This window comes from Paenibacillus sp. Soil787 (genome assembly GCF_001429545.1).
Classification (GTDB): Bacteria; Bacillota; Bacilli; order Paenibacillales; family NBRC-103111; genus Paenibacillus_E.
The window spans coordinates 25,512-52,500 of the sequence record NZ_LMSP01000010.1 but is presented as its reverse complement, the minus strand read 5'-3'; the positions used below and the strand labels follow the sequence as shown (position 1 = coordinate 52,500).

At 45.0% G+C, this 26,989-nt stretch carries 28 protein-coding genes and 2 pseudogenes; 5 read left to right on the top strand and 25 right to left on the bottom strand.

Going from position 1 to position 26,989, the window contains the following annotated elements:
* Positions 1–29: 29 nt before the first annotated feature.
* Positions 30–1,718, bottom strand: coding sequence for a GMC oxidoreductase (locus tag ASG93_RS11640; protein WP_063891858.1), 1,689 nt, complete (start codon positions 1,716–1,718; stop codon positions 30–32).
* Positions 1,719–1,993: 275 nt separating this feature from the next.
* Here ASG93_RS11640 and ASG93_RS36310 point away from each other — a divergent pair.
* Positions 1,994–2,131, top strand: a pseudogene (locus tag ASG93_RS36310) (hypothetical protein); the annotation flags it as partial.
* Positions 2,132–2,355: 224 nt separating this feature from the next.
* Here the strand turns inward: ASG93_RS36310 and ASG93_RS11635 are convergent.
* From ASG93_RS11635 to ASG93_RS36305, 3 genes are all read right to left on the bottom strand, one after another.
* The gene (locus tag ASG93_RS11635) at positions 2,356–2,892 is read right to left on the bottom strand and encodes a GNAT family N-acetyltransferase (RefSeq protein ID WP_056832049.1); all 537 of its coding nucleotides are present in this window, start codon (positions 2,890–2,892) and stop codon (positions 2,356–2,358) included.
* A 63-nt stretch (positions 2,893–2,955) separates the two neighbouring features.
* On the bottom strand, positions 2,956–3,489 hold the full coding sequence (locus ASG93_RS11630) for a DUF1572 family protein (RefSeq protein WP_056832047.1): 534 nt from the start codon (positions 3,487–3,489) through the stop codon (positions 2,956–2,958).
* 269 nt (positions 3,490–3,758) lie between these two features.
* On the bottom strand, positions 3,759–3,965 hold the full coding sequence (locus ASG93_RS36305; protein WP_056832045.1) for a hypothetical protein: 207 nt from the start codon (positions 3,963–3,965) through the stop codon (positions 3,759–3,761).
* A 113-nt stretch (positions 3,966–4,078) separates the two neighbouring features.
* Between ASG93_RS36305 and ASG93_RS11620 the strand changes: the two genes are divergently transcribed.
* Positions 4,079–4,951, top strand: coding sequence for a LysR family transcriptional regulator (locus ASG93_RS11620; protein ID WP_056832044.1), 873 nt, complete (start codon positions 4,079–4,081; stop codon positions 4,949–4,951).
* Positions 4,952–5,346: 395 nt separating this feature from the next.
* On the opposite strand, the gene ASG93_RS34105 is transcribed toward ASG93_RS11620, so the two are convergent.
* The 11 genes and pseudogenes from ASG93_RS34105 to ASG93_RS11575 all read right to left on the bottom strand — a co-directional run.
* The gene (locus tag ASG93_RS34105) at positions 5,347–5,520 is read right to left on the bottom strand and encodes a beta-galactosidase (RefSeq protein WP_235550821.1); all 174 of its coding nucleotides are present in this window, start codon (positions 5,518–5,520) and stop codon (positions 5,347–5,349) included.
* Positions 5,521–5,560: 40 nt separating this feature from the next.
* Complete coding sequence (locus ASG93_RS11615) at positions 5,561–7,000, bottom strand: glycosyl hydrolase family 28 protein (RefSeq protein WP_056832042.1); 1,440 nt, start codon at positions 6,998–7,000, stop codon at positions 5,561–5,563.
* A 330-nt stretch (positions 7,001–7,330) separates the two neighbouring features.
* Complete coding sequence (locus ASG93_RS11610) at positions 7,331–7,591, bottom strand: glycoside hydrolase family 97 catalytic domain-containing protein (RefSeq protein ID WP_200984476.1); 261 nt, start codon at positions 7,589–7,591, stop codon at positions 7,331–7,333.
* Between the two features lie 1,000 nt (positions 7,592–8,591).
* Positions 8,592–8,693: an RICIN domain-containing protein gene (locus ASG93_RS36300; protein WP_235550820.1), complete on the bottom strand. Its 102-nt coding sequence runs from the start codon at positions 8,691–8,693 to the stop codon at positions 8,592–8,594.
* 56 nt (positions 8,694–8,749) lie between these two features.
* A complete protein-coding gene (locus ASG93_RS11605) occupies positions 8,750–9,694 on the bottom strand; it encodes a family 43 glycosylhydrolase (protein WP_056832038.1) in 945 nt (314 codons plus the stop codon).
* Positions 9,694–11,199 carry an alpha-N-arabinofuranosidase gene (locus ASG93_RS11600; RefSeq protein ID WP_056832036.1) on the bottom strand — a complete coding sequence of 502 codons (1,506 nt, stop codon included), beginning with the start codon at positions 11,197–11,199 and terminating at the stop codon, positions 9,694–9,696. Before ASG93_RS11600 ends, ASG93_RS11605 begins: the two co-directional genes overlap by 1 nt.
* A 41-nt stretch (positions 11,200–11,240) precedes the next feature.
* Positions 11,241–12,065, bottom strand: coding sequence for a carbohydrate ABC transporter permease (locus ASG93_RS11595; RefSeq protein ID WP_056832033.1), 825 nt, complete (start codon positions 12,063–12,065; stop codon positions 11,241–11,243).
* 20 nt (positions 12,066–12,085) lie between these two features.
* Positions 12,086–12,997, bottom strand: a complete 912-nt coding sequence (locus ASG93_RS11590; RefSeq protein WP_056832030.1) for a carbohydrate ABC transporter permease — start codon at positions 12,995–12,997, stop codon at positions 12,086–12,088.
* An 84-nt stretch (positions 12,998–13,081) separates the two neighbouring features.
* On the bottom strand, positions 13,082–14,389 hold the full coding sequence (locus tag ASG93_RS11585) for an ABC transporter substrate-binding protein (protein ID WP_082614861.1): 1,308 nt from the start codon (positions 14,387–14,389) through the stop codon (positions 13,082–13,084).
* Positions 14,390–14,560: 171 nt separating this feature from the next.
* Positions 14,561–15,595 carry a LacI family DNA-binding transcriptional regulator gene (locus ASG93_RS11580; RefSeq protein WP_056832026.1) on the bottom strand — a complete coding sequence of 345 codons (1,035 nt, stop codon included), beginning with the start codon at positions 15,593–15,595 and terminating at the stop codon, positions 14,561–14,563.
* A gap of 104 nt (positions 15,596–15,699) precedes the next feature.
* Positions 15,700–15,978 (bottom strand): annotated as a pseudogene (locus tag ASG93_RS11575) (DDE-type integrase/transposase/recombinase); the annotation flags it as partial.
* Between the two features lie 382 nt (positions 15,979–16,360).
* On the opposite strand from ASG93_RS11575, the gene ASG93_RS11570 reads away from it, so the two are divergent.
* Genes ASG93_RS11570 through clpP form a run of 3 tightly spaced genes read left to right on the top strand, consistent with a single transcriptional unit; the run spans position 16,361 to position 17,866 of the window.
* Positions 16,361–16,945 carry an ArsR/SmtB family transcription factor gene (locus tag ASG93_RS11570; RefSeq protein WP_056832022.1) on the top strand — a complete coding sequence of 195 codons (585 nt, stop codon included), beginning with the start codon at positions 16,361–16,363 and terminating at the stop codon, positions 16,943–16,945.
* Between the two features lie 13 nt (positions 16,946–16,958).
* Positions 16,959–17,252 (top strand): hypothetical protein, encoded by a 294-nt coding sequence (locus tag ASG93_RS11565; RefSeq protein ID WP_056832021.1) that lies wholly within the window; start codon positions 16,959–16,961, stop codon positions 17,250–17,252.
* A 32-nt stretch (positions 17,253–17,284) separates the two neighbouring features.
* The gene (gene clpP / locus ASG93_RS11560) at positions 17,285–17,866 is read left to right on the top strand and encodes an ATP-dependent Clp endopeptidase proteolytic subunit ClpP (protein WP_029198080.1); all 582 of its coding nucleotides are present in this window, start codon (positions 17,285–17,287) and stop codon (positions 17,864–17,866) included.
* A 389-nt stretch (positions 17,867–18,255) separates the two neighbouring features.
* Here clpP and ASG93_RS11555 read toward each other — a convergent pair whose 3' ends face one another.
* The 10 genes from ASG93_RS11555 to ASG93_RS11520 form a co-directional block, all read right to left on the bottom strand.
* Positions 18,256–19,443, bottom strand: a complete 1,188-nt coding sequence (locus ASG93_RS11555) for a M24 family metallopeptidase (protein WP_056832019.1) — start codon at positions 19,441–19,443, stop codon at positions 18,256–18,258.
* Between the two features lie 62 nt (positions 19,444–19,505).
* Positions 19,506–19,988 carry a hypothetical protein gene (locus ASG93_RS11550; RefSeq protein WP_056832017.1) on the bottom strand — a complete coding sequence of 161 codons (483 nt, stop codon included), beginning with the start codon at positions 19,986–19,988 and terminating at the stop codon, positions 19,506–19,508.
* 16 nt (positions 19,989–20,004) lie between these two features.
* Positions 20,005–20,430 (bottom strand): hypothetical protein, encoded by a 426-nt coding sequence (locus tag ASG93_RS11545; protein WP_056832014.1) that lies wholly within the window; start codon positions 20,428–20,430, stop codon positions 20,005–20,007.
* Entirely contained in the window at positions 20,427–20,573 is a 147-nt protein-coding gene (locus ASG93_RS35895; protein ID WP_164484208.1) for a hypothetical protein, read from the bottom strand. Before ASG93_RS35895 ends, ASG93_RS11545 begins: the two co-directional genes overlap by 4 nt.
* A gap of 16 nt (positions 20,574–20,589) precedes the next feature.
* Positions 20,590–20,739 carry a hypothetical protein gene (locus tag ASG93_RS35890; protein WP_164484210.1) on the bottom strand — a complete coding sequence of 50 codons (150 nt, stop codon included), beginning with the start codon at positions 20,737–20,739 and terminating at the stop codon, positions 20,590–20,592.
* Positions 20,740–20,754: 15 nt separating this feature from the next.
* Positions 20,755–21,654, bottom strand: coding sequence for a hypothetical protein (locus tag ASG93_RS11540; RefSeq protein WP_056832012.1), 900 nt, complete (start codon positions 21,652–21,654; stop codon positions 20,755–20,757).
* A 13-nt stretch (positions 21,655–21,667) separates the two neighbouring features.
* Positions 21,668–22,600 (bottom strand): hypothetical protein, encoded by a 933-nt coding sequence (locus tag ASG93_RS11535; RefSeq protein ID WP_056832010.1) that lies wholly within the window; start codon positions 22,598–22,600, stop codon positions 21,668–21,670.
* Between the two features lie 2 nt (positions 22,601–22,602).
* The gene (locus tag ASG93_RS11530; protein WP_063891857.1) at positions 22,603–24,171 is read right to left on the bottom strand and encodes an ATPase, T2SS/T4P/T4SS family; all 1,569 of its coding nucleotides are present in this window, start codon (positions 24,169–24,171) and stop codon (positions 22,603–22,605) included.
* Positions 24,172–24,196: 25 nt separating this feature from the next.
* A complete protein-coding gene (locus ASG93_RS11525) occupies positions 24,197–25,432 on the bottom strand; it encodes an AAA family ATPase (protein WP_056832008.1) in 1,236 nt (411 codons plus the stop codon).
* Positions 25,433–25,625: 193 nt separating this feature from the next.
* Positions 25,626–26,333 (bottom strand): flagellar biosynthesis protein FlgA, encoded by a 708-nt coding sequence (locus tag ASG93_RS11520; RefSeq protein ID WP_056832006.1) that lies wholly within the window; start codon positions 26,331–26,333, stop codon positions 25,626–25,628.
* Positions 26,334–26,989: the final 656 nt, after the last annotated feature.

Sequence of the window (26,989 nt, the reverse complement as noted above, 5' to 3'; positions counted from 1 at the left end):
TATTCTCTTTGTTTACCCAGGAAGCTTTTTCATTTCGTTTTTGGCTGCATACCCTCCTGCCGAATAATATGATCAGCTGTACGAATGGCGAGCGCAATCGTAGTCAAAGTATGATTTTCGGCTCCGATGTAAGGTAAAGCACTGTTGTCGGCCACATAGAGGCCGGAGACTCCATGGATTTGCCCGTATGGGTTGGCGACGGAAGTATTGGGATCGTCTCCGATTCGGCAAGTGCCTGAGTCATGATGCAAATCGCCTAGCGGGGTCAAGCAAATGGACGGTTTGCCGCTCTTGGAAACCAGACGTACGCCTGCATCCTTGGCAATGCGTTTTATCCCTTCCGTCATATGGCCAACGACGTTCCAATCCGCCTCGCTCAAGGAGAAATGAACCTTAATTTCAGGGACACCGTACTCGTCAATTTTGTCCGGATTCAGGGTAATCCGATTTTCGTATCTCGGTTCGACTTTACCATAACCATAGAAGTTGACCGTAGTTTCACCTGTTAACGGTCTTTCAATGGTAACTGGATACCAGTAGAAAGCTTCCGGCCCAGTCATTAGCACGGAGTAAGGAGTATCTGGTTTTTGCGGTATCATAATATTCAAGGGGCCCCAAGGGATAGGGAAATCAGCTGTAGATATCGTTCCTGTTGCTTGAACAAAGCTTTGATTCGTCAGGAAGTGCCCCAGCGCTCGGTGTTGAAACCCCGAATGTAACAGCAAGCGTGGTGTCTCAAAAGTACTCGCGCTCAAAACAACTGTTTTAGCTTTTAAAGTATAGGCGGTTTTATCCGGGGAAACGACCTTGACACCTGTGACTTTTCCGTTGTTATGAAGAATCTGCGTGGCACGTGCGTTGATCGCCAAATCGAAAGGCCTCTGATTCAGCGCTCGGGCAAGCAGGGAAATGGAACTCGTAAACATGTCGGTATGAATCTGTCCGGCAGATTGGGGTACGATATCAGCCGCAATCGGAAGAGGCGCCGCTTTGGAATGACCGCGCAGCCACAACCGCTCCAGTAAAATCTCCGTGAACGAAGCCCCTTCCGCGAATACTCCGGTAACATTCATGACTTGTTCGGCAATGCCGTAATAGCTTTCCATCTCATGAACAGGTATAGGCCATTTCGCCAGATCCCACGAATGCATCCTGGGAGTAAATGCATACCAGAATAACGTTCTGCCTCCCAGCGCAAAAAGCTGCCTGGCTCCCGGATATTCTGGCATAGCACCCGGCAGCGGCTTGGATAAGTAACTAAAATAAGCTGTGAGGCGCTCTTGGTTCATCGTCGTCAGATTTCGGGCATGCGTAGGGATCACTTGGTTTCCCCGTTCAATGATGCCAATCCGCTTCCCTTGCCTTTTCCATTGTTCGCACAATCTCCATAGGACAGATCCTCCGCCCGCTCCGGTGCCGATGATCAGAACATCATATTCCTGCTGAGCCATCTGGGAGATAGGCGTGAGGGGAATCCAGTTATTCAGCATTTCTGTCGGTGCGACCGGGCAAGTTGGAATTGAGCCAATCGAAGAAGCCCTCGATTGGATTTCATTGTTAGCTTCAGTTGCGGAAGGTAGATAGACCGATTTTCCCGTGATATCTAGATCGGGATTTTCAATCTGCGGATTTAGCAAAACGAGTTCTTCAATGGATAACCGGTTTTTAATCGCGATAACTCTTAGTGTTTCATGCTTGTTTGAAACCCATATTTTCAACGGCTTTCACTCTCCATCCGATCTGTGATCGCACATAACGTTTTAAAGTTATATCCACACTACTTATACTATAATGATGGGCTGGAGCCTTTATGTATTCTAATAACAATAAAAACAAAGAAGATTTTGTAACAATTTACCACTAACAAAAAAACTAAGCGTGATTTTGTTTTTACTAAAGAGTGTGTCACACAGTACTAAAGACACTTTTGGTGGTGTTGTAATCTTCTTAAACGCTGGAATAATGCCTAATTCCAATTAAATACTGACGAGTGGAACAGTATGGTATTTCACCTGATCGAGTTGCCAATGTTGTTGCATTCGCGATTGATCAGCCAGAAGATACGAACGTTAATGAGTTTACAATTGGACCAACAAGTCAGCCTTGGGAACTGCTACCACGAGTTAATTAATTACATGAGTTATGTAGTATCTGGATTTAATTGGATATAGGCTAAAATACGATCAATATCATTGGAGAAAATCCAATAGATTACTTGTTCAGACATGAGATATCGTACTTTCATTGGAAAAAATCTCGTGTCATCTCTATGCGCAAATGAGTAAAACAGTGGATAAATTCCAATGGATCAAGGGTATTTCCAGAAATTCACTTCAACTGCATAGGTCATGTTAATTAATTCTTATTCTTTTTTTCTAACCATTCATTTTCTAAAATACTCATTTCCCACACACTCCAGAATTCGTTGTCAATTTTTCGTTTATCTCGGATTAGTCCTTCTTTTACAAACCCTACCTTTTCGTAACAAGAAATAGCAGAAAGATTAAAATCTAAGACACCCAGACTAACTCTGTGTAATTTTAATCCTTCAAAAGTAATATTTAAAGCCTTTTTTATCATCAATTGTCCTATGCCTTGTCCTCTTAAGCTTCTTTTTCCTACCAAAACCTTACCTATCCTTGCAGATTTATTTATCCAGTCAATTTGTAAATTTATATGCCCAATTACCTCATTATTTTCTTCATGTACCACCCTATATATTAGGGCTTGAGCAGCATTTGTATTAGAGGTTTTGATGTAATTATCCAATTGTTGCTCATTTAAAGGAAAGCTAAAAGTTTGACCTCCCCATTGAAATAAAAATTTTGGTGAATCAATCCATTCAATAAGTTGCGCAAAGTCGGTACGTTCGAAATGTTCAAGTTTGATCATTATAATCATTCCTTCCATATTTGGTAACCTACAATAGCGATCGATGTTTTATTTAACTTGAGTTTAATGGTATTGATCCGTTAGATGCTCGTTCGTATCTCGTAACATTTTGGTGAGCACTACGATCTGCCCCGCATGGTACCCGTAGTGAGCGGAAACCTGAACAAGAAGTTGCCCAATTAATCTTGTATCGCAGGCTTCATGGACAGGAGAATCACTTCGGTGCATACGCTTCCAATCCTCTAGTTCATAGCGGATTGTGACTTCCCGTGATAGATCGTCATTAAATAAGGCAAATAATACACTTTCCGACTCGGATCGAGTTTTACGTAGAAGGCCAATCAGCTCATCCTTTGATATTCCCCCATCCGTAGTAAATTCGCGGGAGCGCTCCCGGATAAACGTTTTGTTTCCGATTGCGCTCACAAAATTCTGATATTCGTTTCCCGCCAAATGCAAGCAGATATTACCGATGCTATTCATGGAATCTTTCAATCGCTTCCAAACTAGTTCATCGTTTAGTAGGTTTAGGCTTCGTTCGATTCGATCAAGTTGCTTATTCATGTCTTCCAATACGTCCTTAATCAGTTCTACCATGAGAATTCCCTCCAAAATTGATTTTTGCTTCAATTTTCCGGTAATCGCAGCATACCTTCGAGTGTTACATATGTGCGAATCCTCCAAATTTCCTTCGATATGATGGTTACATAAAGTGTTCCAGGACGTCCAATTGCAGGTACAAAATCTCGTGTATAGAGGTCAAACCCTTGTTTTGTGTCGAATATAAACAATAGGCAAGTTTGATGGGAAAACGCTCATCCAATTGATCCACATCAATGCCTATCAAGTTAGCAATTTCTAACTTATCATGGAATGGGGCTTCCTTTACTTGTAATGAAATCTGTGTCATGGTCACCTTGCTGACCTTTTTTCACATCCAATGCACAGGAATCATACCTAACGTACTCATTTGCAAGCAACCAGACGGAAGCAACAGTAGCATGACCGCACAGCGGGGTTGCCTTCGAACGGATTTTGGGTAAAAGCATCAACATGATACACATCTGCTTCATCGTAGTGACTTACTCCCTTTTAACTATTCATGTTAGTGAAGTTCCAATCCAATGTAAAATGAAAATTTACCATACAATACATGAAGAAATATTCATGGAAGTGAGGGTCGAAAATGACACTGTTTCAATTAAAAATATTCCTTGCTGTCGTGCAGACTGGCAGTTTCACTAGAGCTGGGAAGCTTTTGCATGCAAGCCAATCGGGCGTTAGCCACAGTATTGGAGATTTGGAAAAAGAATTAGGAATTATTCTTTTTACGCGTAATCGCAATGGCGTTATGCTAACTGATGCGGGAGAACAAATCTTAGCACATGTTCGTGAGATCGTTAATCATACGGAACAGATAAATCAAGTTGCTGCTGCGTCAAGAGATGTGAAGAACGGGACAATACGGATCGGCGCGTTTCCCAGTTTCTCAGCAAATGTAATTCCAGGTATTTTCCAAGCGTTTCGCAGCCATTATCCGGGTGTAGAACTGCTTCTCTTTGAAGGAAGTTATGCAGAGGTTGAGGCATGGATCAAGGCAGGTGCTGTTGACCTCGGGTTTCTGGCCGATCCAAGTGATGGATTAGACATCGTTCAGCTTCTTAGCGATCCATATGTTGTAGTCCTCCCAGCAAATCATCCATTGGGGGTGCATGACATTATCTCCATCGAGCAGCTTACACATGAACCGTTTCTTTCGCTTAAATCCGGATGTGAACGTCTTGTGATGAGTGCATTTCAAGAGAAGGGACTTAGCCTAAATAAGCAGTTCGAGGTTGCAGAGAATTCCACCATTCTCTCCATGGTTGAGGCAGGCATTGGAGTGTCAATCGTACCTTCAATGATACTTCCGGCTATGCCAGCAAATGTTGAGGTTAAACCGTTGAATCCTCCTATTATTCGTAAAATAGGATTAGCTGTACTCTCACAGCAAATTGTCTCCCCAGTCGTAGCAGCCTTTATCAAAGAGGCGCAAATTCGGCTGGCGGAATCTATATAATATGAGCGTATGGAAATAAAGAGGAGTGTTTTTTGACCCAAATTCCTCCCAATTTGCTTCCATACGACTAAGGACTCCTAAATAAAAGAAAATATAATAAGCGTTCACCCAATAGAGTGCACGCCTATTTATAAAAGTTATTTACAAATTAAGTTTTGAAGTGGTGTTTCAAGTTAAAAAAGCTGATTTACAAATAAGTTTTGAAGTACTTTTTACATGCATGCTTCTATAGGTCTCATTCAACTAATGTGTCCTGTTAGAGTAATAACATGTTTGCAGATCTCCTAATATCTACTCCATCGAGATTTAAAAAAACAAAGCTCATAAGACTCGTATCGGCCAACATCTACGTTGAAAATTTTTCCTCCCCTCGGGGAGAAGTCTTTTAAAAGAGCTTATACAGAAGATTTTAGCATCCGCGAATTCCATGCAAACTCCCCCATACGCACAATGGTAAAGCCGATTTCCCGCATCCGCTTGTAATCATCGGCCCACATCTGCTCCGGCCAATGCTTGGGGTAGTAGCACATACCCAGATCAAATTTCTCTCCCGGAATGGTTTTGTCCACGGTTCACTTCGTCACCTTATCGTTTGGTATGATATTTGAATTATTCAAAACGGATGTTGCCAGCAAACGGAAGCACCCGGATGTTGCCCGATTCGGCGTCCGTCACCGGCTTCCCGTTAATTGTGACATTCTTGAATTCGATATGATCGACTGTCCTGTCCGCATCGTATCCGCCGATCTGCGACGGATTGCCGCAGTCCCCGACACAGGAAATATTCTCGTAGCGAATCTGTTCGATCCGTTTGCCCGGCACCGGATTGTACTTCGGGTTGAAGAGCACGCGGATATCGAACAGCCGTCCGAGTTCGAACGGTTCAACCCGGATGTTCCTGTAGGTGACATTTCTGACCGTATTGTTATCGCCGGCATTAATCGACATACAGCCCTGATAGTCGGGCTGCGGCTCATGATGCTCGAGCACATCGATATTTTCGAACAGGACGTTCTCGATGACGTCTCCTATATGGTGATTGCCATGCCCGCCGAGATTCATCGGATGGGCCACATCCGCCCATAAGACGGAATTGCGAACGGTAACATTCCGTGTGTCCCCTTGATAATCCCACCGGCTGGCGTAAACCGCGATGCAATCATCGGAATTGCGCATAAACACGTCCTCGATCTCGATATCCGAGCTGGCCATCATATCGATCCCATCTGACCAGCCTTTCGTGCTGAACGCTTTGAAGTTCGAAATCCGGATCTGCTCGGACTTGCCGATATAGATGCTGTAATGCGGAGGATCGATAAGTGCAATTCCCTCGACGCGAATCCGCTTGGAGAAGATGATACGCACCCCGCGGAAAGCGGAAAAACGCCCGAATTCAGTCAAGTAAAGAACGCCTCTACCGCGGACAGTGACATCGCTGACGGAGTCGCAGACCATAGAGCCCGCGACCGCCGCTCCGCCGGCTATGTAAACCGTCTTCCCCGACGGGATGCGCAAAATCACTTCCTCCAAATGATGCATGCCCGGCCCGAAATAGAGCGTATGCGTCTCGCAGCCGTCTGTTCCCGCAGCCGTCAGCAGCGCAAGAAGGTCCTCGGTCCGGTGGATGCCCGGCTTGACGAAAGCGACGCCCGGCTCGTCAGGGGACGGCGCATCCTGCTCGAGCGGATTGGCAAACAGATGCAAATTATGGAATCTGTCACCGTTCACTTCCACTGACAGCTTTTGCGGGCCGTCAATGGTAAAATTGATCGTGTTGCCGTTAAGCGCGTAGGAAACACCGCGCGACAACGGGCGAATCACGCAGTCGTTTACTGTCCCCTCGTTCTTCGTAACCTCAATCTCAGTCGTGCCCGAGCAATCGAACATCGCCATGGAGGCATGCCGGACCTGATGCATGTCGACTTTGACATCATAGACGAAGAGTTGCTCCCATTCGCCGCCCGCCGGTCTTGCCCTGACCGTGAAATCGTGATTTTCCGCTAACCCCGAGGGGCCCGGATACGTAATTAGCTTTGTTTCCTTTGACATGTTAGTACCTCCAACTGAGTTCATTTTGATGTATGGCGACAATTCCCAAAGCCGGGCGCGGTATGTTCACCGCCCGGAGAGTACGGTTTAATTCAGCTTCACGATCCACTTGATCAGTTCGGTTTCGGACCATTCGCCCCGATCGACCGTTGCCGCCTCCGCGCATTAGTTAAGCACAAACAAATACACTGCTCCGTCTTTGACACGAAGCGTCGTTTCCACGCCTTCCAAGAGAAAATGCTTTAGCCTCGACAGATTTAATACCCACCTTTGTACGAGTATCAAGTTCCGATACATCTTCATAAATCTGTGCACTATAACTCTCCGATCTCACCCGATATTCCAATTTGACTCATCCCAAGTTACCGGTATTTTCTCCCAGAATTCAATTTCCTCGGCTGTGGGAAAATGTTCGTTTCCCCGAATCCCCTCCTGTGTAAGCACTTTGGGAAAGCTAAGTGAAAGGCCTATAGGGCGGTAGGCATCATGAATATTGACCATCAAACCATAATCATGGCACTTTTTAACCACCGCTACAAGCCAACGCGTCCACTCTTGAGGCCCTACTTTCACAAAATCCAATTTTTGCATCAAGAACATCTTTTTTCCGATCAATACTTTGAAAATCCATTTCCTTTTCTCCCTTTTCCTCAAATAGATTTCTTGCTTCTCTTATTCTCTATCCTACTTCCATTTCCTGCTAGCCACAAACCTTTCAACCGCTCTAGCAACAGTTCAAATCCTTTACCCTACAAGGGTTATTCCAGCTGCACAAAAAAAGGAACCCGGCCAACGAGGCGTGGGTTCTTACACTTGATTATGTGGATACCACACCAGTAGTTGTATTGATATTGATACTGTTGTACCAGGAAATGGTTGGAACACCATTGGCGTCAAACGTCAGAGGACACCACACAGCGCTTGTAACTCCTCCGTTAGACCCTGTAAAGACACCCCAGCGATCTCCAAGATGGCTATCGTTTATCTGATGCAGTTGCCCCGTGAGGTTTCTTCTTTGTTAAACTAGCGTCATCGCTAATGTAAACATACAAAGTATGAATCGCATCAAATTATTACCCGATTTTAGTAGGTTTCTTAATACCTCTCCATTTACATAAATTGATTCGTGATCGGTAATTTTCTCAACCTTACGTTGATGCAACCGTTGGATTGCGTTCACCCAATAGAGTGCACGTCTTATTACCAATAACTTCAAAACTTAATTTGTCACTTCAACACTTTATTGTCTATTTCAAAACCAATTTGTCATCCAACACCATTCTTGTTGGGTGACAAATAAGTTTTGAAGTGCAAGAAACCAGCAAACTCAAGGGTTTGCTGGTTTTTCTTATAAAAGTTATTTACAAATTAAGTTTTGAAGTGGCGTTTCAAGTTAAAAAAGCTGATTTACAAATAAGTTTTGAAGTACTTCTTACAAACCGTTCAATAGTTCACTTGTCTATTTCCCTATAATAGCGGCTTAATGACTCTGAGAATACTATTTCTCGGACATAAAAATACAGCTCCCATACTACTTACAAAGTAGGGCCGAAGTTTCCAAAAATAACCTTTTGGACAGTTCGTCCTTCATTTACTTTCTTCCCTCTTTCACAAGCGTCCACTGCTGACAATTAAAGCCGGTATCTCCCCATTGATCAATGACCGCGCCATCGGTCGTCAAATTCGACTTCACCTCAAGCAGCTTCTAAGTTTTCACTTTCCACTCTTTCAAGCTTGGTTCGTCTCACCTCATGATGGTTTGCCGAAATCAGGCGTCCCATCGATGTGCCAGCCAAAAAATTGAGCACACGTATGCCGATTGGGATCATTGAGAGGATCACCATCAATCTCTTTATACGTACGGGCATGGTAAACAAGCACATCTTCTCCCTGAGATGTTGTTGTAAAACTGTTATGTCCGGGCCCGAACCGCAATGCCTCGCTATTAGTCTGGAAAACGGGAACTGGTTCCTTTACCCAAGAAGCAGGATCTAGCAGATCATCTGTTTCTTTAGCCGTCAACATACCCATGCAATAATTAAAATCCGTAGCGCTAGCCGAATAAGTGATGAAGATTCTGCCGTTGCGCTTGAGGACCGCTGGGCCTTCATTTACCATATAACCGATAACTTCCCAATCATACTCAGGGATCGTGAGACACACTTGCTTGCCCTCTAAGGTCCAGGGATTACTCATTTTCGCGATGTACAAATTGGAGTTCCCTTGAATACGCGGGTCCTTCTGCGCCCAAACCAGATAACGCAAGCCTTGATGTTCGAAGGTTGTAGCATCCAGCGAAAACGATTCCCAGTCTGTTTGAATCTGACCCTTTTCTATCCATGTTCCATCTAACGGATTGGATGATTCGTTCTCCAGCACGTACATCCGATGGTCGAACAAACCTTCCACCGTGTCTGATGTCCAAGCAGCGGCAAAGTAGATGTACCATTTGCCATCCACATAATGGATCTCCGGTGCCCAGATGTGTGAGCTCAGCGGACCCGATTCATGCTTATGCCAAACTGCTTTGGAGGCTGCTTCAGAAAGCTCTTCGAGCGTTTCCGATCTTCGGAGCTCAATATAGCTGTAATCCGGAACCGTAGCTGTAAAATAATAATAGCCATCGGTATGCTTCCAGATGAAGGGGTCCGCCCGCTTAAGAACGAGCGGATTTCGCAAAGCGATTTTTTCCATTATCGTTGATCTCCTTTCACTTTTAGACGTATGACGTTCCAAGAATAGGGAGCAATCCTGCTGGATAACAAGCCGTTATCCATGGAGCTGTCATCGCAGACCCGAGGTACTACGGTTAGGGGAGCCTCTGCCGTATTAACGGCGCTCAGATTATTGTTCTTCATGACAATATGCTGATGAAGAGTGAAGTCGTTGAAGTCACGAATGTCGGTTTCCAGCTGTACATCCTCGCTGCTTCGATTCAGAGCGAATACAGTAAGCTCCGCTTTTTCCTCGTTATAGACAGAAAGAGAATCAATAACAGGCACATCCGTGTACACGGATGTATCGTATTTCGGCGTATTCAGCATATTACGCAGAATTGTGCCTCTACCGAATTGAGAAACATGAGCAAATGGGTAAAAAGTCGGATTCCGCCAAGCCTGGCCGCCTTTTTCCGTAAGAATCATCGGAATGGTATTTACAAGCAAGGACTGACAAGCAATCTTGATGCGATCTGCATTTCGAAGAATTGTCAACATGGCCGATCCGAACACAAGGGCATCCTCCATATGGAACTTCACCCAGTCATAAGGGCATCCCGTTTGCCAAGGTGTGTATGCCACATCCGGTGCACGCCAAACATTCCACTCATCGAAGGAGAGAAACATCGTTTTGTTGCTGCGCTTACGAGATTGTACATAATCACAAGTCGCAATGACTTCCCGGATTTGTCTTTCCATATCAAGCGGCATGGCCAAGTAAGTCGCGGTATCGGCTTCCTTTTTGCTAATATAATTATGGAGAGATAAATAATCCGCATGCTCATACGTATGCATAAGAACGGTTTTGTCCCACTCAGGAAACGTCGGCATATGTCTGGCTGAGCTGCCTACAGCGACTAACTCGATGCTAGGATCTACCCATCTCATCGCTTTGGCTGTTTCACAAGCAAGAAGTCCATAAGCATCTGCCGTTTTCCTGGCAATTTGCCACTCTCCGTCCAACTCGTTGCCTAAGCACCAAGTCTTAATCCCATACGGCTTCTCCACTCCATGCGATTTGCGCAAATCGCTCCACTGGCTGCCCCCGCTGAAATTGCAGTATTCAATCATATTGCGGGCTTCATCAATACCCCGAGTTCCGAGATTGACGGTCATGATCGGATCGGCGCCTACTTTACCCAGCCACTTCATAAATTCATCCAAGCCAAAGGAGTTCGGCTCAATTTGTCTCCAAGCCAAGTCCAGCTTGACCGGTCGATTCTCTCTCGGGCCAATGCCATCCTCCCAGTTATAGCCCGACGTAAAATTGCCGCCCGGATACCGAACCATCGATAGGTTTAGTTCCTTCACAAGCTCCAGTACGTCACCGCGGAAGCCTTCTTCGTCAGCCGTAACATGGCCCGGTTCATAAATACCGTTATACACAACACTGCCCATATGTTCTACGAAGGAACCAAATAACCGTTCATCGGTTTGCCCAATGGAAAAGTCTTTACTTAAAATCATTGTTGCTTTTTTCATCTTTCAGCCACCTCATTCATTGAGTACATGCAATTGTGTGATTAACCCTTTAGACCGGATGTCGCCGCACCTTGAACAAAATATTTCTGTGCAAAGGTATACACCACAATGAGTGGCAGCAATGCTAGCATCGAAGCCGCCAGGGTCGGTCCATATTCAACCGTTCTTTGTCCGACAAACATCGCAAGCCCGGCAGATAGAGTTCTCATGTCCGTAGAGCTCGTCATCATGAGCGGATATAGGAGATCATTCCAGTTATTCATTAGATGGAAAATCCCAAGTGTTATCATGGAAGATTTGCACAAGGGCAACATGATGTTCCAATAAATTCGGAATTCATTCAGGCCGTCTACCCGACCTGATTCCTCCAAATCTTTGGGCAGCGAGATAAAAAAAGATCTCATCATGAAAATGCCGAAGGCGCTACTCGCCCGAGGTAATATCAGACCTGTGTAAGTGTCCAGCAGACCGAATTTATACACTTCAACAAATAAGGGAATCATGAGAACTTGGAACGGAATCATCATCGTAATTAGAACTAAGGTGAAGAGAACCTTTCGCCCTTTAAATTGAATTCTTGCAAAGGCATACCCCGCCATAGAATCTAAAAATACCGAGAAAATCATCACACCGCCGGAGAAGATTACCGTATTTTTGAAAAACTGCACCAACGGCAACCGATCCCAGACATTCGCATATTGGCTTAAAATATAAGTGTCCGATAGAAACGTAGGCGGATATTTGAGAAGCTCTTGCTCGGTTTTAAAGGTGGATATAAGCAGCCATAAGAAAGGATGTAACACGAGTACGAGCAAAATCAGAATCAATCCGTAGGAAGCGGCATGGCTCCACGTTAATTTTTTCATAGAGATTCTCCTCTCTCCTCTTACTGGGCATCCGATGTTTCTTTTTTCATAAAATACTGATTCATTACAAGAGCAATAACCATAATCATCGTGAACAAAGTAACCGAGATTGCGGACGCATATCCCAAGTCGTAAGGTGCCATTTTGAAACCGACATTATAAATATAAGCAACGAGCGTTTCCGTTTTGAATAACGGGCCACCTTGCGTTGTGACGAAAATTTGATCAAACACCTGCAGTGCGGCAATCGTCGTCGTAATGATGCAGAAGCTTAAAGAAGGAATGAGATTTGGCACTGTGATACTGAAAAATTGCCGGGCTTTGCCTGCACCATCCAACTCAGCAGCCTCGTAATAGGATTGTGGAATACTCTGCAGACCTGCAACCAGGATAACCATGGTGTAACCAAAGCTTTTCCATACGGTCATCACAATGACGGAAGGCATGGCCAGAACAGGATCGCGTAAAAACTCCAGTCGTGGAAGTCCTAGAACGCTTAAATAATAAGGATACATACCCGTCTGAGGATCCAGTAAGAAGGACCAGACAATACCGATGGCTGTGAACGAACAGATCGAAGGAAGGAAAAAGGCGGATCTCAAAAATTTGCGAAACGCCGTGTTTTTCGAAACAAATACGGCAACGAGCAGGGCTAAGATCACCTGAATAGGAACTTCGACGGCAGCAAAATAAAACGTATTGCGAAGGGCATTCCAGAATCGATCATCTTCCCATATGCGCTTGAAATGTTCGAAGCCTGCGAATCCCGATACTTTCAGAAATACGTCCATGTTTAACACGCTGATGACTAATGTTGATAACAAAGGCACAATTGTAAATACGAATAAAAGAATTAGTGCAGGTGCAATGAAGAGATAAGCGGCACGCTGCGGACGATTGAGCTTTTGGATGACCTGCTTGTTGCTTGCCATTATGAACACCTACTTGGCGAAGGTTTATTTTCCCGCCAGCCCTACTTTCCAAAATCCGGTTTGGCGGGAAAAGTCATGCATGATTTATTTCTCGGTTTGAAGTGCTTTATCGATGTCTTCGGAAGCTTTCTTCAAGACGATTGCCGGTGGTTGCCCTGCTTCAATCGCCTCCAACATCGGGAACAGGATGTCAGAGTTAATCCGGTCTCCCGTACTTAAGCCACTCAAGAAAGATTGGGCTGCCGTTCCGAAATTAGATAGCTGCGATACAAGAGGATCCGCCTTGACTTGCGGGTCATTCGCTACAGACTTCAAATAAGGAGGGAAACCAATTTTGAGTGACCACTCTTTGCCGATAGCTGTTGAATTCCAGTATTTAATGAAATCATAAGCTGCCTTTTTCTCTTCAGGTGAAGTGCTCGATGGAATCGTAAACACGCTGCCATCGGATAGTGTCGCTTGCTTCACTGAACCTTTTGGAGGAAGACTCACACCGAAGTCGATATTATTTTGTTTTAAACCGCCTGCAAGCCAAGGTCCTGTTAAGAACATACCAAGTTTTCCATTGATCATGAGCTTGTCGAACTCACTACCTTGTGCTCCTTTTGGAGACACCTTTTTATTGACAACCAAATCTTGGAACCATTCCATCGTCTTCACATTTTCCGGTGAATTTAATACCGACTTCTTGTTCTTCAAATCAACGAAATCTCCGCCGTTCCCCCAGATGAAGGAGGTGTAGTACTGAGGAGCACCTTTCACCGGCATGCTTAAGCCGAATTGATTTTTTCCGGGATCCGTCAATTTCACCGCATACTCCGCTAATTGGTCGAACGTTTGAGGCGGTTTTTCCGGATCGAGACCCGCTTCTTTAAATAGCTTTTTATTCCAGAATAAGAACACACCGATCGTTTGCATCGGAAGCATATACTGTGCGCCATTCACTTGACCCATTTGTAAGGAGGCGTCCGAGAAATCACCTTTATCTGCGCCTGAAGCCGTAAAGAAATCATCAAGCTTCTGGAAGGAACCATTTTGAATAAAAGGAATAGCAGCGCTTGGAGACATTAACAGTAGTGAGGGTGCCGTCTTAGTTGCAATGGAAGGCGGAAGTTTCTGAGCAAACTGGTCCGCTGGAAGCACATCCATTTTGATTTCAACTTGATTGGCGTGATCTTTGTTATACTTATCGACGATGGATTTCAATGTCTCTCCATCCGGCCCCGTGAAGGTATTCCAAAATGTAAGCGTTGTCTTTTTAGTGTTGGAAGCAGGTGTTGTTTTAGTTTCTTTATCTGATCCGCTGTTTCCGCAAGCCGACAATGCAAAAACCGTTGATACAGCCAATGTGCCAGCCATGATTCGAGTAAGTACACGCATTTTTCTCATCATTTTTCTCCTCCAATGTTCTACATATTATAAGTACAGCTGCCTCACCAACGATTTCCCTAATGATCCGATATGTGTAAAGTCCCCTTTTGAAAATAATCAATTCCTTTGAGTTGTATGAATAAACATCACCGCCTCTCAAATTTAAATCGATTTAAATTATGATTAAAAAAATTAGGAAATCTCCTTATTGGCACCGCAGGAGTCCCTAACGATTAACCGTGTTGGTACTACGGTTTGCACTTCGCCTACTTCCTGATTCGTCAATAATGCGATCAGTTTTTCCGCTGCAATCACACCTATTTGTTGCATGGGTTGATAGATGGTTGTTAACGCTGGATCCAGAATTGCAGCCATATCAATGTTGTCGCAGCCGACCACAGCTATGTCACCCGGGACGGAAATGCCGCATTTTTGAAGCTGCTTAATCGCGCCAATCGCCATCATATCATTACCTGCAAAAACAGCATCATATGAAACCTTATCTTCACGAAGCTTTACGATTGCACTTCGACCGGATTCCATGGTGTAATCCTTCTCGATCACAAGAGATGGATCGTATAGCACTCTATGATCCTGCAATGCCTGCTTATAGCCATCCAAACGGTCGACACTCACTTGATATTCCAACGGTCCAGTAATATGAACGATACGTTTGTGACCAAGCTTTAACAAATGCTCCGTTGCCATGTAAGCACCGCCAAATTCATCTCTCTCTACCGTAATAATTTCATCATGGTGCCATTTCCCTAAGTAAACAACGGGAAAATCAGATTCAATGATCTTCACAATGTTTCGATCTTTAATCGAAGCAGGCCACAAAATAATCCCATCTGCACGGCGGTTACGAAGGATTTTGTCATAGGCTGCGGATTCATCAATCTCCGAACGAGACGTTGACACCAGTAGATGAAAATTGTGCTGCACAAGCACCTCAGAGATACCTTCCAATAAGCTGACAAAGTATGGATGTGTAAAGGCATTATGGGGTGTATTCGGAAAAATAAGCGCAATTGTCTCCGCTTTCTTCGCACGTAAGCTTCGCCCGATTTCATTAGGAACGTATTTCAGCCGCTGAGCGACATCTTCAACAAGCTGCTTGGTCTTGATGTTAACCCGCGAATCACCAGCAAGAGCTAAGGATGCAGTTGCAGTGGAAACACCTGCGACCCTGGCGATATCCTTCAAAGTTATATTAGCACTTTTCATCTGTTCATCCTTCTTTTAAATCGTTTTAAATTATCTAACAATTTCATGATAATACGCTTTCATAAAGTTGTCAATCGCTTTCATTTATTTTATGGAAATTAATTAAATCGTTTTAATTTTTTAATGACTTTCTTTATGGATCGATGATCTTGTTCAATTATATGGTTAAGATATTTCTGTTGTCGTAGTATTGTTTCTTGTTTTATAGTCTTCTCGTCCTTCAATTGCTGAACCTCGGTAGGATATGCTGGGTTTTTATCGACCTTAATCACGCGCGGCGATTGATGGTGTGGTGAAGTTAATCGCTTGGCGGCGGGAGCATCTCGATTTTCAGAAAGCATGAAATCAATCGTATTTACTGTTGAATCCATTGCTCTGTAAAGATCCCATAATGGTTGTATGAGCCCCCCATACCAAGACATCGTTGCACCACAACCGCTTTTTGACCATTATTTTTGTAAACAAATGAAAGAATGCCACTGAGATGTAATCGATCACTTCTACGTCTAGTCGTTGACTACTTCCTAAAAATTGCCATCGTACATCCATTACACATTTTAAATTCCCTAATAAGGTATCAAGTACTATACAATCTCGTCGCCAGAAAGATCATTTTCAATACTTCAGAACTTTATTTGTTACTTCAAAACTTATTTGTCAACCAACATGGCATCATCTTCTTAACCCCGCCCATTGACATTTCACCCACCACGTAATAAAATATTTTTACGTAACACACACTTTGTACCGGAGGCTATCCACTCCATGCTAAAAGATATTCAAGACAGCTATTACATCGAGTCTCCAGAGCAAGCTACCGTCTTGTTGAACCCTATCCGCGGGGAGATCATTGCTCAGTTACTGGAACCTGGTTCTGCTGCTGAAGTGGCTCGAACGCTCGGGGAAACAGCTCAACGCATTAACTATCACCTCAAAGCTTTGGAAAAAGCAGGCTTGGTTGAACGCGTGGGTACTCGTCAGGTGCGCAATCTGGTCGAAGTCTTGTACAGAGCGATAGCCAAAACATTCGTGCTGGCCGAATCGCTAAGTATGAAACCCGAAACCTTGCAGAGATTGAAGGACCAGAGCTCTTTGGCTCACCTTGTGACCGCATCCGAGCGGATTCGAAGAGATGCAATGCTGCTTATGGAACAATCCGATGTAGGCGAAGTGATTCCTAGTGCAACGCTTCAGCTGCAGGTCCATCTGTCTGATGAACAGCAAAGGCAAACATTCGTTGAGGAATACGCTGCCATGGTGCAGCAATTGGTGGATCGATACTCTGGCTGCAAAGACGGAAATGATGCCTATCAAGTCTTGTTAGCCGTATATCCCAAACCGAAAGAATGAGGAGGTAACCGCCATGAACCATGAACAACAAACAAGTAAACCGCAGAATGACGCAGTACCTGCAACACCTGTTATTGCTTGGGAGCAAACCGCCCCACGTACTCATGAAACCTCAGGAGGCAACGTGATCTCGATCGACTCTTATCGTCGTCAAGGCTCCTCGACCAATGAATCGGAAGCTACCTTCACCGTTCGTGAATTGCAAACCACTCATGGCGAAGAACCGATCCGTTTAATCATGGTGTCCTCAGGTTTTGGTCAAACACGTACTGTGCACAGTCATACCATCCAAAGCAAAGCTTCTTAAATATAGTACTTAAAAATGAAAGGATGATTCCAATGAGTTTCATACCTATGGTAGTAGAACAATCTTCGCGCGGTGAGCGCTCTTACGACATTTATTCCCGACTGCTCAAAGATCGCATTGTGTTCCTTGGCACGGAGGTTAACGATCAAGTAGCAAATGCGATTGTTGCCCAGTTATTGTTCCTTTCCGCTGAAGATCCTGAGAAAGATATTTCTCTGTACATCAACTCACCCGGCGGTTCTACTTCTGCAGGACTCGCGATCTACGATACGATGCATTTTATTAAGCCCGACGTTTCCACCATCTGCGTAGGTATGGCCGCATCCATGGGGGCTATTCTCTTAACGGCAGGCGCACCTGGCAAAAGGTTCGCTCTCCCTAATGCCGAGGTCATGATTCACCAACCATGGGGAGGCGCCCAAGGCCAAGCCAGCGATATTCATATTCGTGCCCAGCACATTCTCAAAACACGGCGAACACTCAATCGTATACTTGCTGATACAACTAAGCAGCCGATCGAGAAGATTGAATTAGATACAGACCGTGATTACTTCTTAACCGCTGAAGATGCGAAAACGTATGGATTGATTGATAAGGTAATTGAGAAAATCTAATCGTTCATTCTATAAATTAAGATTGAATAAACCCTAGCCACTGGCTAGGGTTTTTCAATCTTAAACGAACCTTTCGAGGGAACGTAGAGGCGTTAATTAGTCGAAATCCGGCAGAATCCCAGCTTTGGAGGAACGTCGATCCGCTATTTAACAGTTTCGGACATGATTCACATCATTTCCTAACACATAGCGCACTCTCGTTCCGCCCAAAGCCATTTTTAGCGCATATTCATAAAATAGCGAATCCTCGTTCCCTTCGGCTGTAAAAGGTACCCTTGCTATCAACCATTGAGTATACACCACATACCGCACCTACCTGCATACGCCTCAAACATCCTTAGCACTTTACCGATAAACCAGTAATTTCTTGTAAAATATATTTCTGTCCCTTATATCCGAAGTATTCCATCACGGGAAATCGTCAGCTTCTCGTACCCCGTATCCGTAATCAGATACGTATCCTCTATGCCCACCACCCCGCGGCCGGGGAAGGTGAATTTGGGTTCGATTGCGATGACCATGCCAGGCGCCAGCGGATATTTGAAACCTTTGGCGAGAACGGGCAGTTCGTCGATTTCGAGCCCGATGCCATGACCAAGGAATTTCACTTGGTCAGCGCCGTACCCCATGAAGTGGGCGCTTAGCCCCGCTTCCTGCACTTGATCCAGCGCGAGCAGATACAGATGCTCGGCGATAACGCCAGGCTGCAGCCTGGCTTCCGTGGCGCGGAGCACCTGCTCCGCCACGTCATAGGCCCGCTGCAGATCAGGGTCTAGATCGCCGATCACGAGCGTGCGCGTCTGATCGATCAAATAGCCGTCGATCGTGCAGCCGATATCGACGAGAATCGGTTCGCCGCGCCCAATCAGCGTGCGGCCCGAGCTTTGCGGGCTGGACGGGTGTAACCCCGTGCCCCCGGCCGGCCCGTCAAAATAGGTGGGCACCGCTGCCGCCGCGCCTGCCGCTACCATTCCGGTTATCAACTCGGAATTGTACGCGCGCATGCGCATCAGCCCTTGGTGCCCGCGCAGCCGGAGCTGATGCTCGATGAGCGCCATCAGCTCAAACTCCGCCATCCCCTCACGAATGTGGGGGATGACCGCTTCCAGCGCTGCGTCGACGACGCGCGCAGCCGCTCGAATCGCCGTAACTTCGTCCGGCGATTTGATCATCCGCTGCTCGCGCACGAGCAGCGAGCCGTCCTCCCAGGCCGCGCCGGGCAGCGCGGCCTGCAGCCGCAAATACAGCTGGACGGGTAACACGTCCAGCTCAGTCCCGATCCGCAGCGGCAAAGCCGCGGATCCACATCCACCCGCGCAGCGCGCGCGAAGACGCTCGCCCAGCGTCTTCAAAGACCCCAGCGCTTCCACGGCCGCTGACGCTTCCTGCTCCGCTCGGACCAAACTTCGGCGTACGAGGTAAAGCGCGTCTCCCTCCGCCGGAATAAACAAATACCCCGTCTGCATCGATCCGCAGTAGTAATATATATCGACGTTGTTCGTGACCAAGAAGCCCGACCAACCCCGCTCGATCATCTCACGCTGCAGCGCCTGCTGCCGTTGCTGGAAAATTGTCATATGTATCTCTCCTTGTAACCCTGAATTCACACCTCACCCTCTCATTATACTTACATATGTGGTCAAAATACCATCTCCGCCGAAGACTTAATCGTCCACGTAATCGGCTGCAAAACCGTATAAGTCCGCGGAAACTCCAAGCGAATAAACATAATCACACCAGGCCGGTCCAACGTTACTGAATAACCATTTCCCGCATTCACATACGTATAAGGAAATACCTCATTATCATTAATAATCTTAAATAATTCCACGACAACCCTGCTGCGCAAGAACGTATTCGGCAGCGGATCGTTCGCTATATTTAATCTTAAATTCGCTTGCAAATATTGCATAGCCACAGTTCTTGCCTTTGTCTCATCAATACTGTGAATACCGCTTGCCAGCTTTACTTGATCACTTTGCTGGGCCGCCGCATGCACCGAATTATTCAATGCATGCTTCCCGTGAAAAAGCGTATGCATCGCTAATTCTTCATCCGTTTGCAGCCCATATAGCGACAAAAAAACGACGCTCATTAAGACTAACAAGAGCAGTTTATACAAGACATCCCCTCAAATCTCAAGGCACATATTCACTCATCTTCATGCCTGCTGCCCCCATACGATCCGATCCGGAAGGGACCGTAATTCCGACAAGCTGATCAATGACAAAAAGTCGATGATACGGATACGTCATCTTCAAACTCAATCCCGTTCCTCGCCAAACGGGCATTCCTGGATCCATTCCCCTGACCCCCGTTGTCGTATTTACCGTATAAACGAGATCTCCCGGAATGAAGCCTCTTTCCGCCATCCGATCCTTTGATTCCTGAATCATCGTGCTATTAATATACCCGTGCCTGCCATTAGCACCGATTTCAAGCAAATAATCGACTTCTTTTTGCAAAACAGCCTGCCGAACAATAATGACATGCTTATAAACCGGAGCAAACATAAACCAACAAAGCATTGTCGCAAATAGGATAAACACCAATATCTGCTTCATGGATTAATCCGTTCTATCGTCCCATTGATCCTTGCTCCGCTGTTGCTTACTTGCTTCCGAGTCCCTGTGCTGCCACCAACCACACTGTTATATATGACAATCACCACCATAATCAACATCACCGTAACGAGGATCGATCTCACGACAAGTCTTCCATCATTACGGCCTTAAAGCCGTAATATCCGTATTTGCCTGCGTTCCATGCGTCGAAATATTACGCCTCATCCCTGTAGATCCATCGTTAATAATCGATGTAAAAAGTAATGCCACAACAATTAGCATCATAACTGTGATTAATATATTCCTCATAACTTCCCTCTCCCTTTAGTTAATCGCATTAAATAATCGCTGGCCTTCAGCAATCCATGGGTACATGAATACCCGAAATGTGTTCAAAATCGGTAATCCCGCTAATACAAACAAAAGATAAGACACAGTTTCTTTTTTACTATCACGAACGAGTTCCATTTTTTCTTTGTAATCCTGAATTCTTTGCTTCAACAACTCGTAATAGCTGCCATGCTCATTCAGCCTCAAAGCATTCAGCGTTTCCCCAAAGCTGTGCGCCTCGTCTGTCCCTAGTCTGATTTTAAAATGGTTAACAGCCTCTTCCGAGCCTTGATACCATTCATTCAACATCAATTGAAAGTGCGGCCGAATGAAGCGCGTTTGTGAAACACATAGGGATAGCTTGGCATGTAAATTCAGCTTAGAATCGTTGTAATAGAGAAGATGATGACTAATCACGTAAATCTCTCGGACGATTCGATGGGCTCGTTTTACTTTTAATTGAGCCAGTACCTTTTTGTCAAAAAACAAAAAAATAAGTAAACAAGCAGTCCCCGCCATGACATAAATCGGCTGCACATTCAAAGTTAGCATCGGATACTCCAGAGCCAAATACCCAACAGCACCGAGCATAAGGGCGCCCCCCATTCCTATCCGTCTCACACCTTCATAAAGGTTAGCGTTCAGCCAAATCCCGCACCCCAGCAGCAGTTGACGCTTTTCCTCCACGATTTTCGTACTCATACCTAAGCATGAGAACACCCATGAAGGGAGTTTTGTTTCTTGCAGCGCTCTTTTGACATGCAGTGATCTCCATCTCTTCTTACGTGCTGGCATATGCATGAAAAAGTGATAAAAAACCGTCATGAAAAGAAGAAAGAGCAGCAAATTAGAAACCATCTGCAATATAGCTAGTTGCGTGCTTTCAATAATCACAGAAGCAAATCCCTCACATTCTTCGCATAGATAAGTACATGCCCATTAAAAAGGAGACGAAAATGAGCAGAAGCGCATCCAGAATCATGTTTCGCCCGCCAGGGTCAACAATATAATACAAATAAGCGTTCTCCGTATTTACCTTGAAATTAATAAATAAGAATAAGGCAAGAAACAATATCGGCGTAAAATTAGCAATACGTATCTCCAAAAGTCGATTTCTTTCCAACTGATCGAAACGCTGCGCTTTCCGCATATCGACAATCAACTCTTTTAAGCTTTCTCCGACAAAGCTCCCTTCCGTCAAAGCAACACGTATGACACCGACAAAATAATCGGCCCATGTATGACCCAAAGTGAGTGAGAAAATGTGCAAGCTCTCCTCCGTATCCCTTTGCGTCATGAGATTACGATATAATTGCTCGAATACGGGCTTGATCGGATAAAGAATGCGATTCTCTTCTAAACAATACTTAAGTGCCATTTTCATATTCTTATTTGGATCCACCATATAGTACTGATAGAACACTTCAACGGCAGGAAGAAACTCCAGTCGCGTTTGCAATCTGACACTGACCAGCTTTAACCGAAGCAGCATATAAGGAAGTGAAACACAGATCGAAGTGACGATAACGACCCCTTTTAACGTCTGAAAAAACAACGTCCCCGCCAACAATCCAACTAAAAACAAAACAAAACTGACTGTCATAATGCCTCGCATGCTCATTTTGGATTCGACGGATTCCATCATTTCCTTTATATGCTTAAATAAAGTGCTCTTATTTCCCAAATATTCGCTGAATCTAGCGACCAACGTGGAGGTTTTGACATAATGCAGCCTATATCTGGCTTTACGTTGTCGGATAAGTACGTGTAAAAGCGATTGAATAAGTACAAATACTAGAACGAATAACAACAAGAGAAAGACATATTTGGCGAAAATCATGGCTAAGACTCGCCTTCTTTCTCAATAAAACCAAGTTCCCTCAACAAAGCGAAGCCCTCTTTGTCGTTCTTAGCTATTTTCCGCGATGCATGATGCGACAATTTCCCGGGAAATGTCCATTCCTCTGTCGACTTGTCATAAACTGCGAGATCCGTGACGCAAACCTCCTCATGTTCATAACGATATTCGACGATTCGCACAATCTTTCTTTTTCCATCAACGACAGCCATCTCCATACCGATTTGTGTCACAAACTCTGTAATCCGTTTCGTTAGCCGAAGCGGATTCATCCCCCTGCCATCGAGCATGCACATATCTGTAATTGCATCTGGCACATCCTCAAGTTCACTTACATGAACCGAAGTAATGCTGCCCTCGTGACCCCGCGTACAAGCTCTAACATAAAGGTTGGCGTCATCATCCCGAATTTCAGCGTGACAAATGCGTTTTGGCGATTGCCTCAATGCTAATTTAAAAGCTTGCTGCCCAGAATGCCGAGGATCGTCCTCGTCAATTTCGTATTCGACGATATTTTTATGCGGAAAATCGCGCTTTAAATTTAACTCGAATCTCGATTCAATCGTAATAATTCGTTCATTATCGTCCATTTCAGCAATGATCGCTTTGATTAAATTCGTCTTTCCCGAGTTTGTCGGGCCAATAACCACCATATTGAAATAGGATCGGATCAAGCATAGAATCAGCGTCTCCATCCTTTTATCCATCGTGGCTAGTTCTGCAGTGGCAAGGGACGCCAAATCAAACCGTTTAATCGTGTAAAAACGAATCGTTAAGGTCGGTTCAGCCGTGAATCCGAACCCAGTCATTGTAACGCGGGATCCGTCCCGAAGAACAACCTCTGCCCATCGCTTTCTTGGATTCAACGTGTCATTGTTAAAAAGCACCAAATTCTGCTGAATCCTCTCTAATTCACGCACAGAAGGCAAGGTAAAAGCAGACGGCATGGCCATCCCGCCACGCACTTCAAAAATCTGTCTCCCCACAACCTGAATTTCTTCAAGTCCCTCTTTATGCTTTAGTACTAGTTCAAGAACGTTAAGCCCAATAATCTCCGCAAAAATAGCTTCAGGCAAAGTCGTGTAACCAATCGTCCTAGGAGGCACATCCGAAAGCCTTCTTTTCGAAACCAGATCATGGATAATCGCAAGAAGCTTGCCTCGATCCTCCTCATAACCAAGAATCGCACGATTCAACGTCTCATTATACAGCTGCTTTTCGGCCTCAGTTCTCCCCTTCATAGAGACAAGTTCACTTCGAATATCCTGCACCCACTGGTTAAAAATAGCATCCCCTTGCATCAGCAGTTCAGATCTTTCTCCACCGACAGCCCCAATACCCACACTTGTTTTTGGACTTCCCTCGCCATCTTCATCTTTTCCCGAAGAGCCCCGTGTCCGCACACCCTGCTCTGCCCCAAAACCAGATCTCATCGAGCCATATTCGGATCCTCTTCTCTTTTCCAGCTCCGTACCTGAAGACAAATCAACCGCTGCGCTCTCGGTTTTGCGTTCATGCATGTAGGTAATAATTGAAAACCTTTCCTCACTCACTCCCTTCACCTCTTCCCTGCTGGATTTAAGTTGCAGCTCGTCTGCGTGTTATGAACTTCTGCAGCCATGTTACTTGTCGTAAACTCACCTTCCTTGTCAGCTTATAGTAATCGATGAATTTTCGAGAAACCGCCCTAACCTCCTCATACATAGCGTGGGTCGGCACGAACATGTCCAACAGTTTGCCTTGATTACAACGTGAAAGCGCGTCAGCATGTCGGGATACTTGACCAATCAGATGCAGCTGTGTTTCCTTGCGAATATCTTTAATCGTGAACTCGCTATGCTTGGCATGTCGATCCGTTTGAACGGCCATTAGCTCAAAGCCATCTGGCTGAAGACCAAAAACAGCGCCAACCTGCCTGATCCACCTCGAAAAATCCTCTTGAAAATGAGCGATATCCGCTGTCGTTACGACAATTTTGCTATCCGCTTCCAATAGCCCGCAAACCGTCGCCGCATTGTCCCAATAAGCGCTCACTTCAATGATGCATACATCAAAAGTGGCTCGTGCCACACGCAACAAATGAATAATCTCGGAAGGCGTAAAAAACTCCGCCTGCTCTCGAAGCATATTCCCATAGAGGATATTCAGTCCTTGTGCCTCTTTGGGCTTATCGCATACCTGCTGCAGCCTTTCCGGTGTGAGACTTCGCGCCTTCAACTCCGCTCTGAGACCATCCAGCGTAAATACATGCTCATCTCGACCTAAATATCGATGAAGTTTTGAGCTTTTTAGATTGAGACACAAATATCCGACTTTCATAGATGTCTCTTGGGCTAGTGCGTGTGCTACACCAAATGAAGCTAATGTTGTACCTATATTCGGCGTAGAGCCGATGAAAGTAATTAGCTTTCCTGACGATTGTTGATTCGCATTCTCTACCCCAGTACCATCAACCCAAGCCCGAATATCGTCTGCAATAACAGCGGTGCTGCGCCCTGGCTGAACATAATCAAGCTTCATCAGCTTGCACATCTTTAAATATTTTTCATTAATGGAAGCGTCGTGATAATTCGAGAGCAGAACAATAATTTTTAATTCCGCGTACTGATGTTGTAATCCCTCAAGGAACTCTTCAAAATCCCCAAAATCCATCTCCCGATCCGAAATGATCGTATGCGAGTAAGGCATCTCCGTTAATTTACGACGTAAATCATCCGGAGCCGAACAGATCATCCAGTTTAATGGCTTCGTATATACCACATTCGTAATCTCATCAATTAATCGTTGATCCGTTGATAGCAGTCCTATATGCAAATGTCATACCTCCTTTCATTTCTCGCCGACCACATACCCGATCTAATTCTCCTGCCAGTCCATCTTTCTTCCTTTGATTCTCTGCCTTCCTTCCACTTACCCACCTTCATTCCCCTGCATTCTACCTTCCCCTCCTTATTCCCCTGCGTTCTACCTTCCCCTCCTCATTCTCCTGCATTCCACTTTCCCCCCTTCATTCCCCTTCCAAAATAGAAGAGGAACTAAACGCGATCACCAACTTTGCTTTCTTCGAGCTGCATAATTGATCAATCTGAAGCCACTCACTCTCAGTTAAATTAAGGTTAATCTGGTCGATAGCGCCGTTCGCTTCCAATCGGGAAGCATACATCTTTTCCTTATCTCCTTCCACCTTGGATAGCAGATTAGAACTCTTCGGATTGTCCACCTCCACATTCGCCGAGGACTTCACGGAAGCGACCGTAATTTCCTTCTCATCAAAAAGCCTGCGCGAGCTGCCATCAGTACCAGATACATAAACACGCACCCGATCCCCGGCACGGATACCATTTGAAACCGACAACAAATATTCCTTAGGGATTTGAAAAGTTGCCTGCTGCTCATTGGGGAGCAGATGATAACGATTCACCTTCCATTTCAAAATAGGCTCCTGCTTACCAAGCGGTATCAAGGTTTCCTGCCCAACGACTTCCGTCAGCTTCGTCATCATGCCTTCTGTGTAACTGCCCTTTTGAACAGCTCTAAATTCCACCATATCCTCGCGAATCAAGACACCGGCCCGAATAAAATCCTTCGGAACCGCAACCTGAACAGTCTGCTGCAGCTCGACCTGATTCACCTGCATGACATACACCCCATACACAAGCAACCCCGCCATAACCGCAGCAACCAAACTAATAAGCAGGCTCCTCCTGCGCTTCAAAACCTCACCCCCTTTTTCTCGCCAAAACAAAAAAGAACGCAAACCCCGGACATTCATCCGAAATCTGCGTTCTTCGCAAATCAAAACAATCTTGATATAAAGTTCATAAGCTATAATTTAAAAGTATCACATTAACTTCCATTTTTCAACATATATTTGCAAGTCATCGTGACTAGGGGAATACATCCATTTCACAGGCCGATATATGGGCATTATCCCTTAGATTCAGAAATTTTCAGCACAGTAACCTCATATTTCCAAATACCACCATGTCCTGGCATCTTTATCTTGACTATCACTCTATTGACACTATCCCTTAGACTCAGGAATGTTACATTTATAGCCAATTTGTTCGTGATCCAAGGAAGAATAAATCCGCATCAACCCTAATAACCACTATCCCTTAAGTTCAGAAACTCAATGGTGTCGACCCATACTATTTTAGCACTCAACCGAAGAGACCCTATCTTGGTCATCCAAATGTAGTCACTTTCACCGATACTCAGGAACTTCATTTTGTGGCTCTTCATATTCCACTATTTATCAGTCGAATTTGTAGATACCACAGAAAAAGCCTCAATCAAACATATTACCCAGTCGGTTATAAGCTCTAACATCTGAACCACCAAATATGAGTAAACCCTGCGCGTTCAAAT

Bases quoted from the DNA above. Each gene is read 5' to 3' on its own strand.
- ASG93_RS11635 (WP_056832049.1), bottom strand. From the start codon at position 2,892: ATGATCAAACTTGAACATTTCGAACGTACCGACTTTGCGCAACTTATT.
- ASG93_RS11630 (WP_056832047.1), bottom strand. From the start codon at position 3,489: ATGGTAGAACTGATTAAGGACGTATTGGAAGACATGAATAAGCAACTT.
- ASG93_RS36305 (WP_056832045.1), bottom strand. From the start codon at position 3,965: ATGAAGCAGATGTGTATCATGTTGATGCTTTTACCCAAAATCCGTTCG.
- ASG93_RS11620 (WP_056832044.1), top strand. From the start codon at position 4,079: ATGACACTGTTTCAATTAAAAATATTCCTTGCTGTCGTGCAGACTGGC.
- ASG93_RS11615 (WP_056832042.1), bottom strand. From the start codon at position 7,000: ATGTCAAAGGAAACAAAGCTAATTACGTATCCGGGCCCCTCGGGGTTA.
- ASG93_RS11610 (WP_200984476.1), bottom strand. From the start codon at position 7,591: ATGCAAAAATTGGATTTTGTGAAAGTAGGGCCTCAAGAGTGGACGCGT.
- ASG93_RS11605 (WP_056832038.1), bottom strand. From the start codon at position 9,694: ATGGAAAAAATCGCTTTGCGAAATCCGCTCGTTCTTAAGCGGGCGGAC.
- ASG93_RS11600 (WP_056832036.1), bottom strand. From the start codon at position 11,199: ATGAAAAAAGCAACAATGATTTTAAGTAAAGACTTTTCCATTGGGCAA.
- ASG93_RS11595 (WP_056832033.1), bottom strand. From the start codon at position 12,065: ATGAAAAAATTAACGTGGAGCCATGCCGCTTCCTACGGATTGATTCTG.
- ASG93_RS11590 (WP_056832030.1), bottom strand. From the start codon at position 12,997: ATGGCAAGCAACAAGCAGGTCATCCAAAAGCTCAATCGTCCGCAGCGT.
- ASG93_RS11585 (WP_082614861.1), bottom strand. From the start codon at position 14,389: ATGATGAGAAAAATGCGTGTACTTACTCGAATCATGGCTGGCACATTG.
- ASG93_RS11580 (WP_056832026.1), bottom strand. From the start codon at position 15,595: ATGAAAAGTGCTAATATAACTTTGAAGGATATCGCCAGGGTCGCAGGT.
- ASG93_RS11570 (WP_056832022.1), top strand. From the start codon at position 16,361: ATGCTAAAAGATATTCAAGACAGCTATTACATCGAGTCTCCAGAGCAA.
- ASG93_RS11565 (WP_056832021.1), top strand. From the start codon at position 16,959: ATGAACCATGAACAACAAACAAGTAAACCGCAGAATGACGCAGTACCT.
- clpP (WP_029198080.1), top strand. From the start codon at position 17,285: ATGAGTTTCATACCTATGGTAGTAGAACAATCTTCGCGCGGTGAGCGC.
- ASG93_RS11555 (WP_056832019.1), bottom strand. From the start codon at position 19,443: ATGACAATTTTCCAGCAACGGCAGCAGGCGCTGCAGCGTGAGATGATC.
- ASG93_RS11545 (WP_056832014.1), bottom strand. From the start codon at position 20,430: ATGAAGCAGATATTGGTGTTTATCCTATTTGCGACAATGCTTTGTTGG.
- ASG93_RS35890 (WP_164484210.1), bottom strand. From the start codon at position 20,739: ATGAGGAATATATTAATCACAGTTATGATGCTAATTGTTGTGGCATTA.
- ASG93_RS11535 (WP_056832010.1), bottom strand. From the start codon at position 22,600: ATGATTTTCGCCAAATATGTCTTTCTCTTGTTGTTATTCGTTCTAGTA.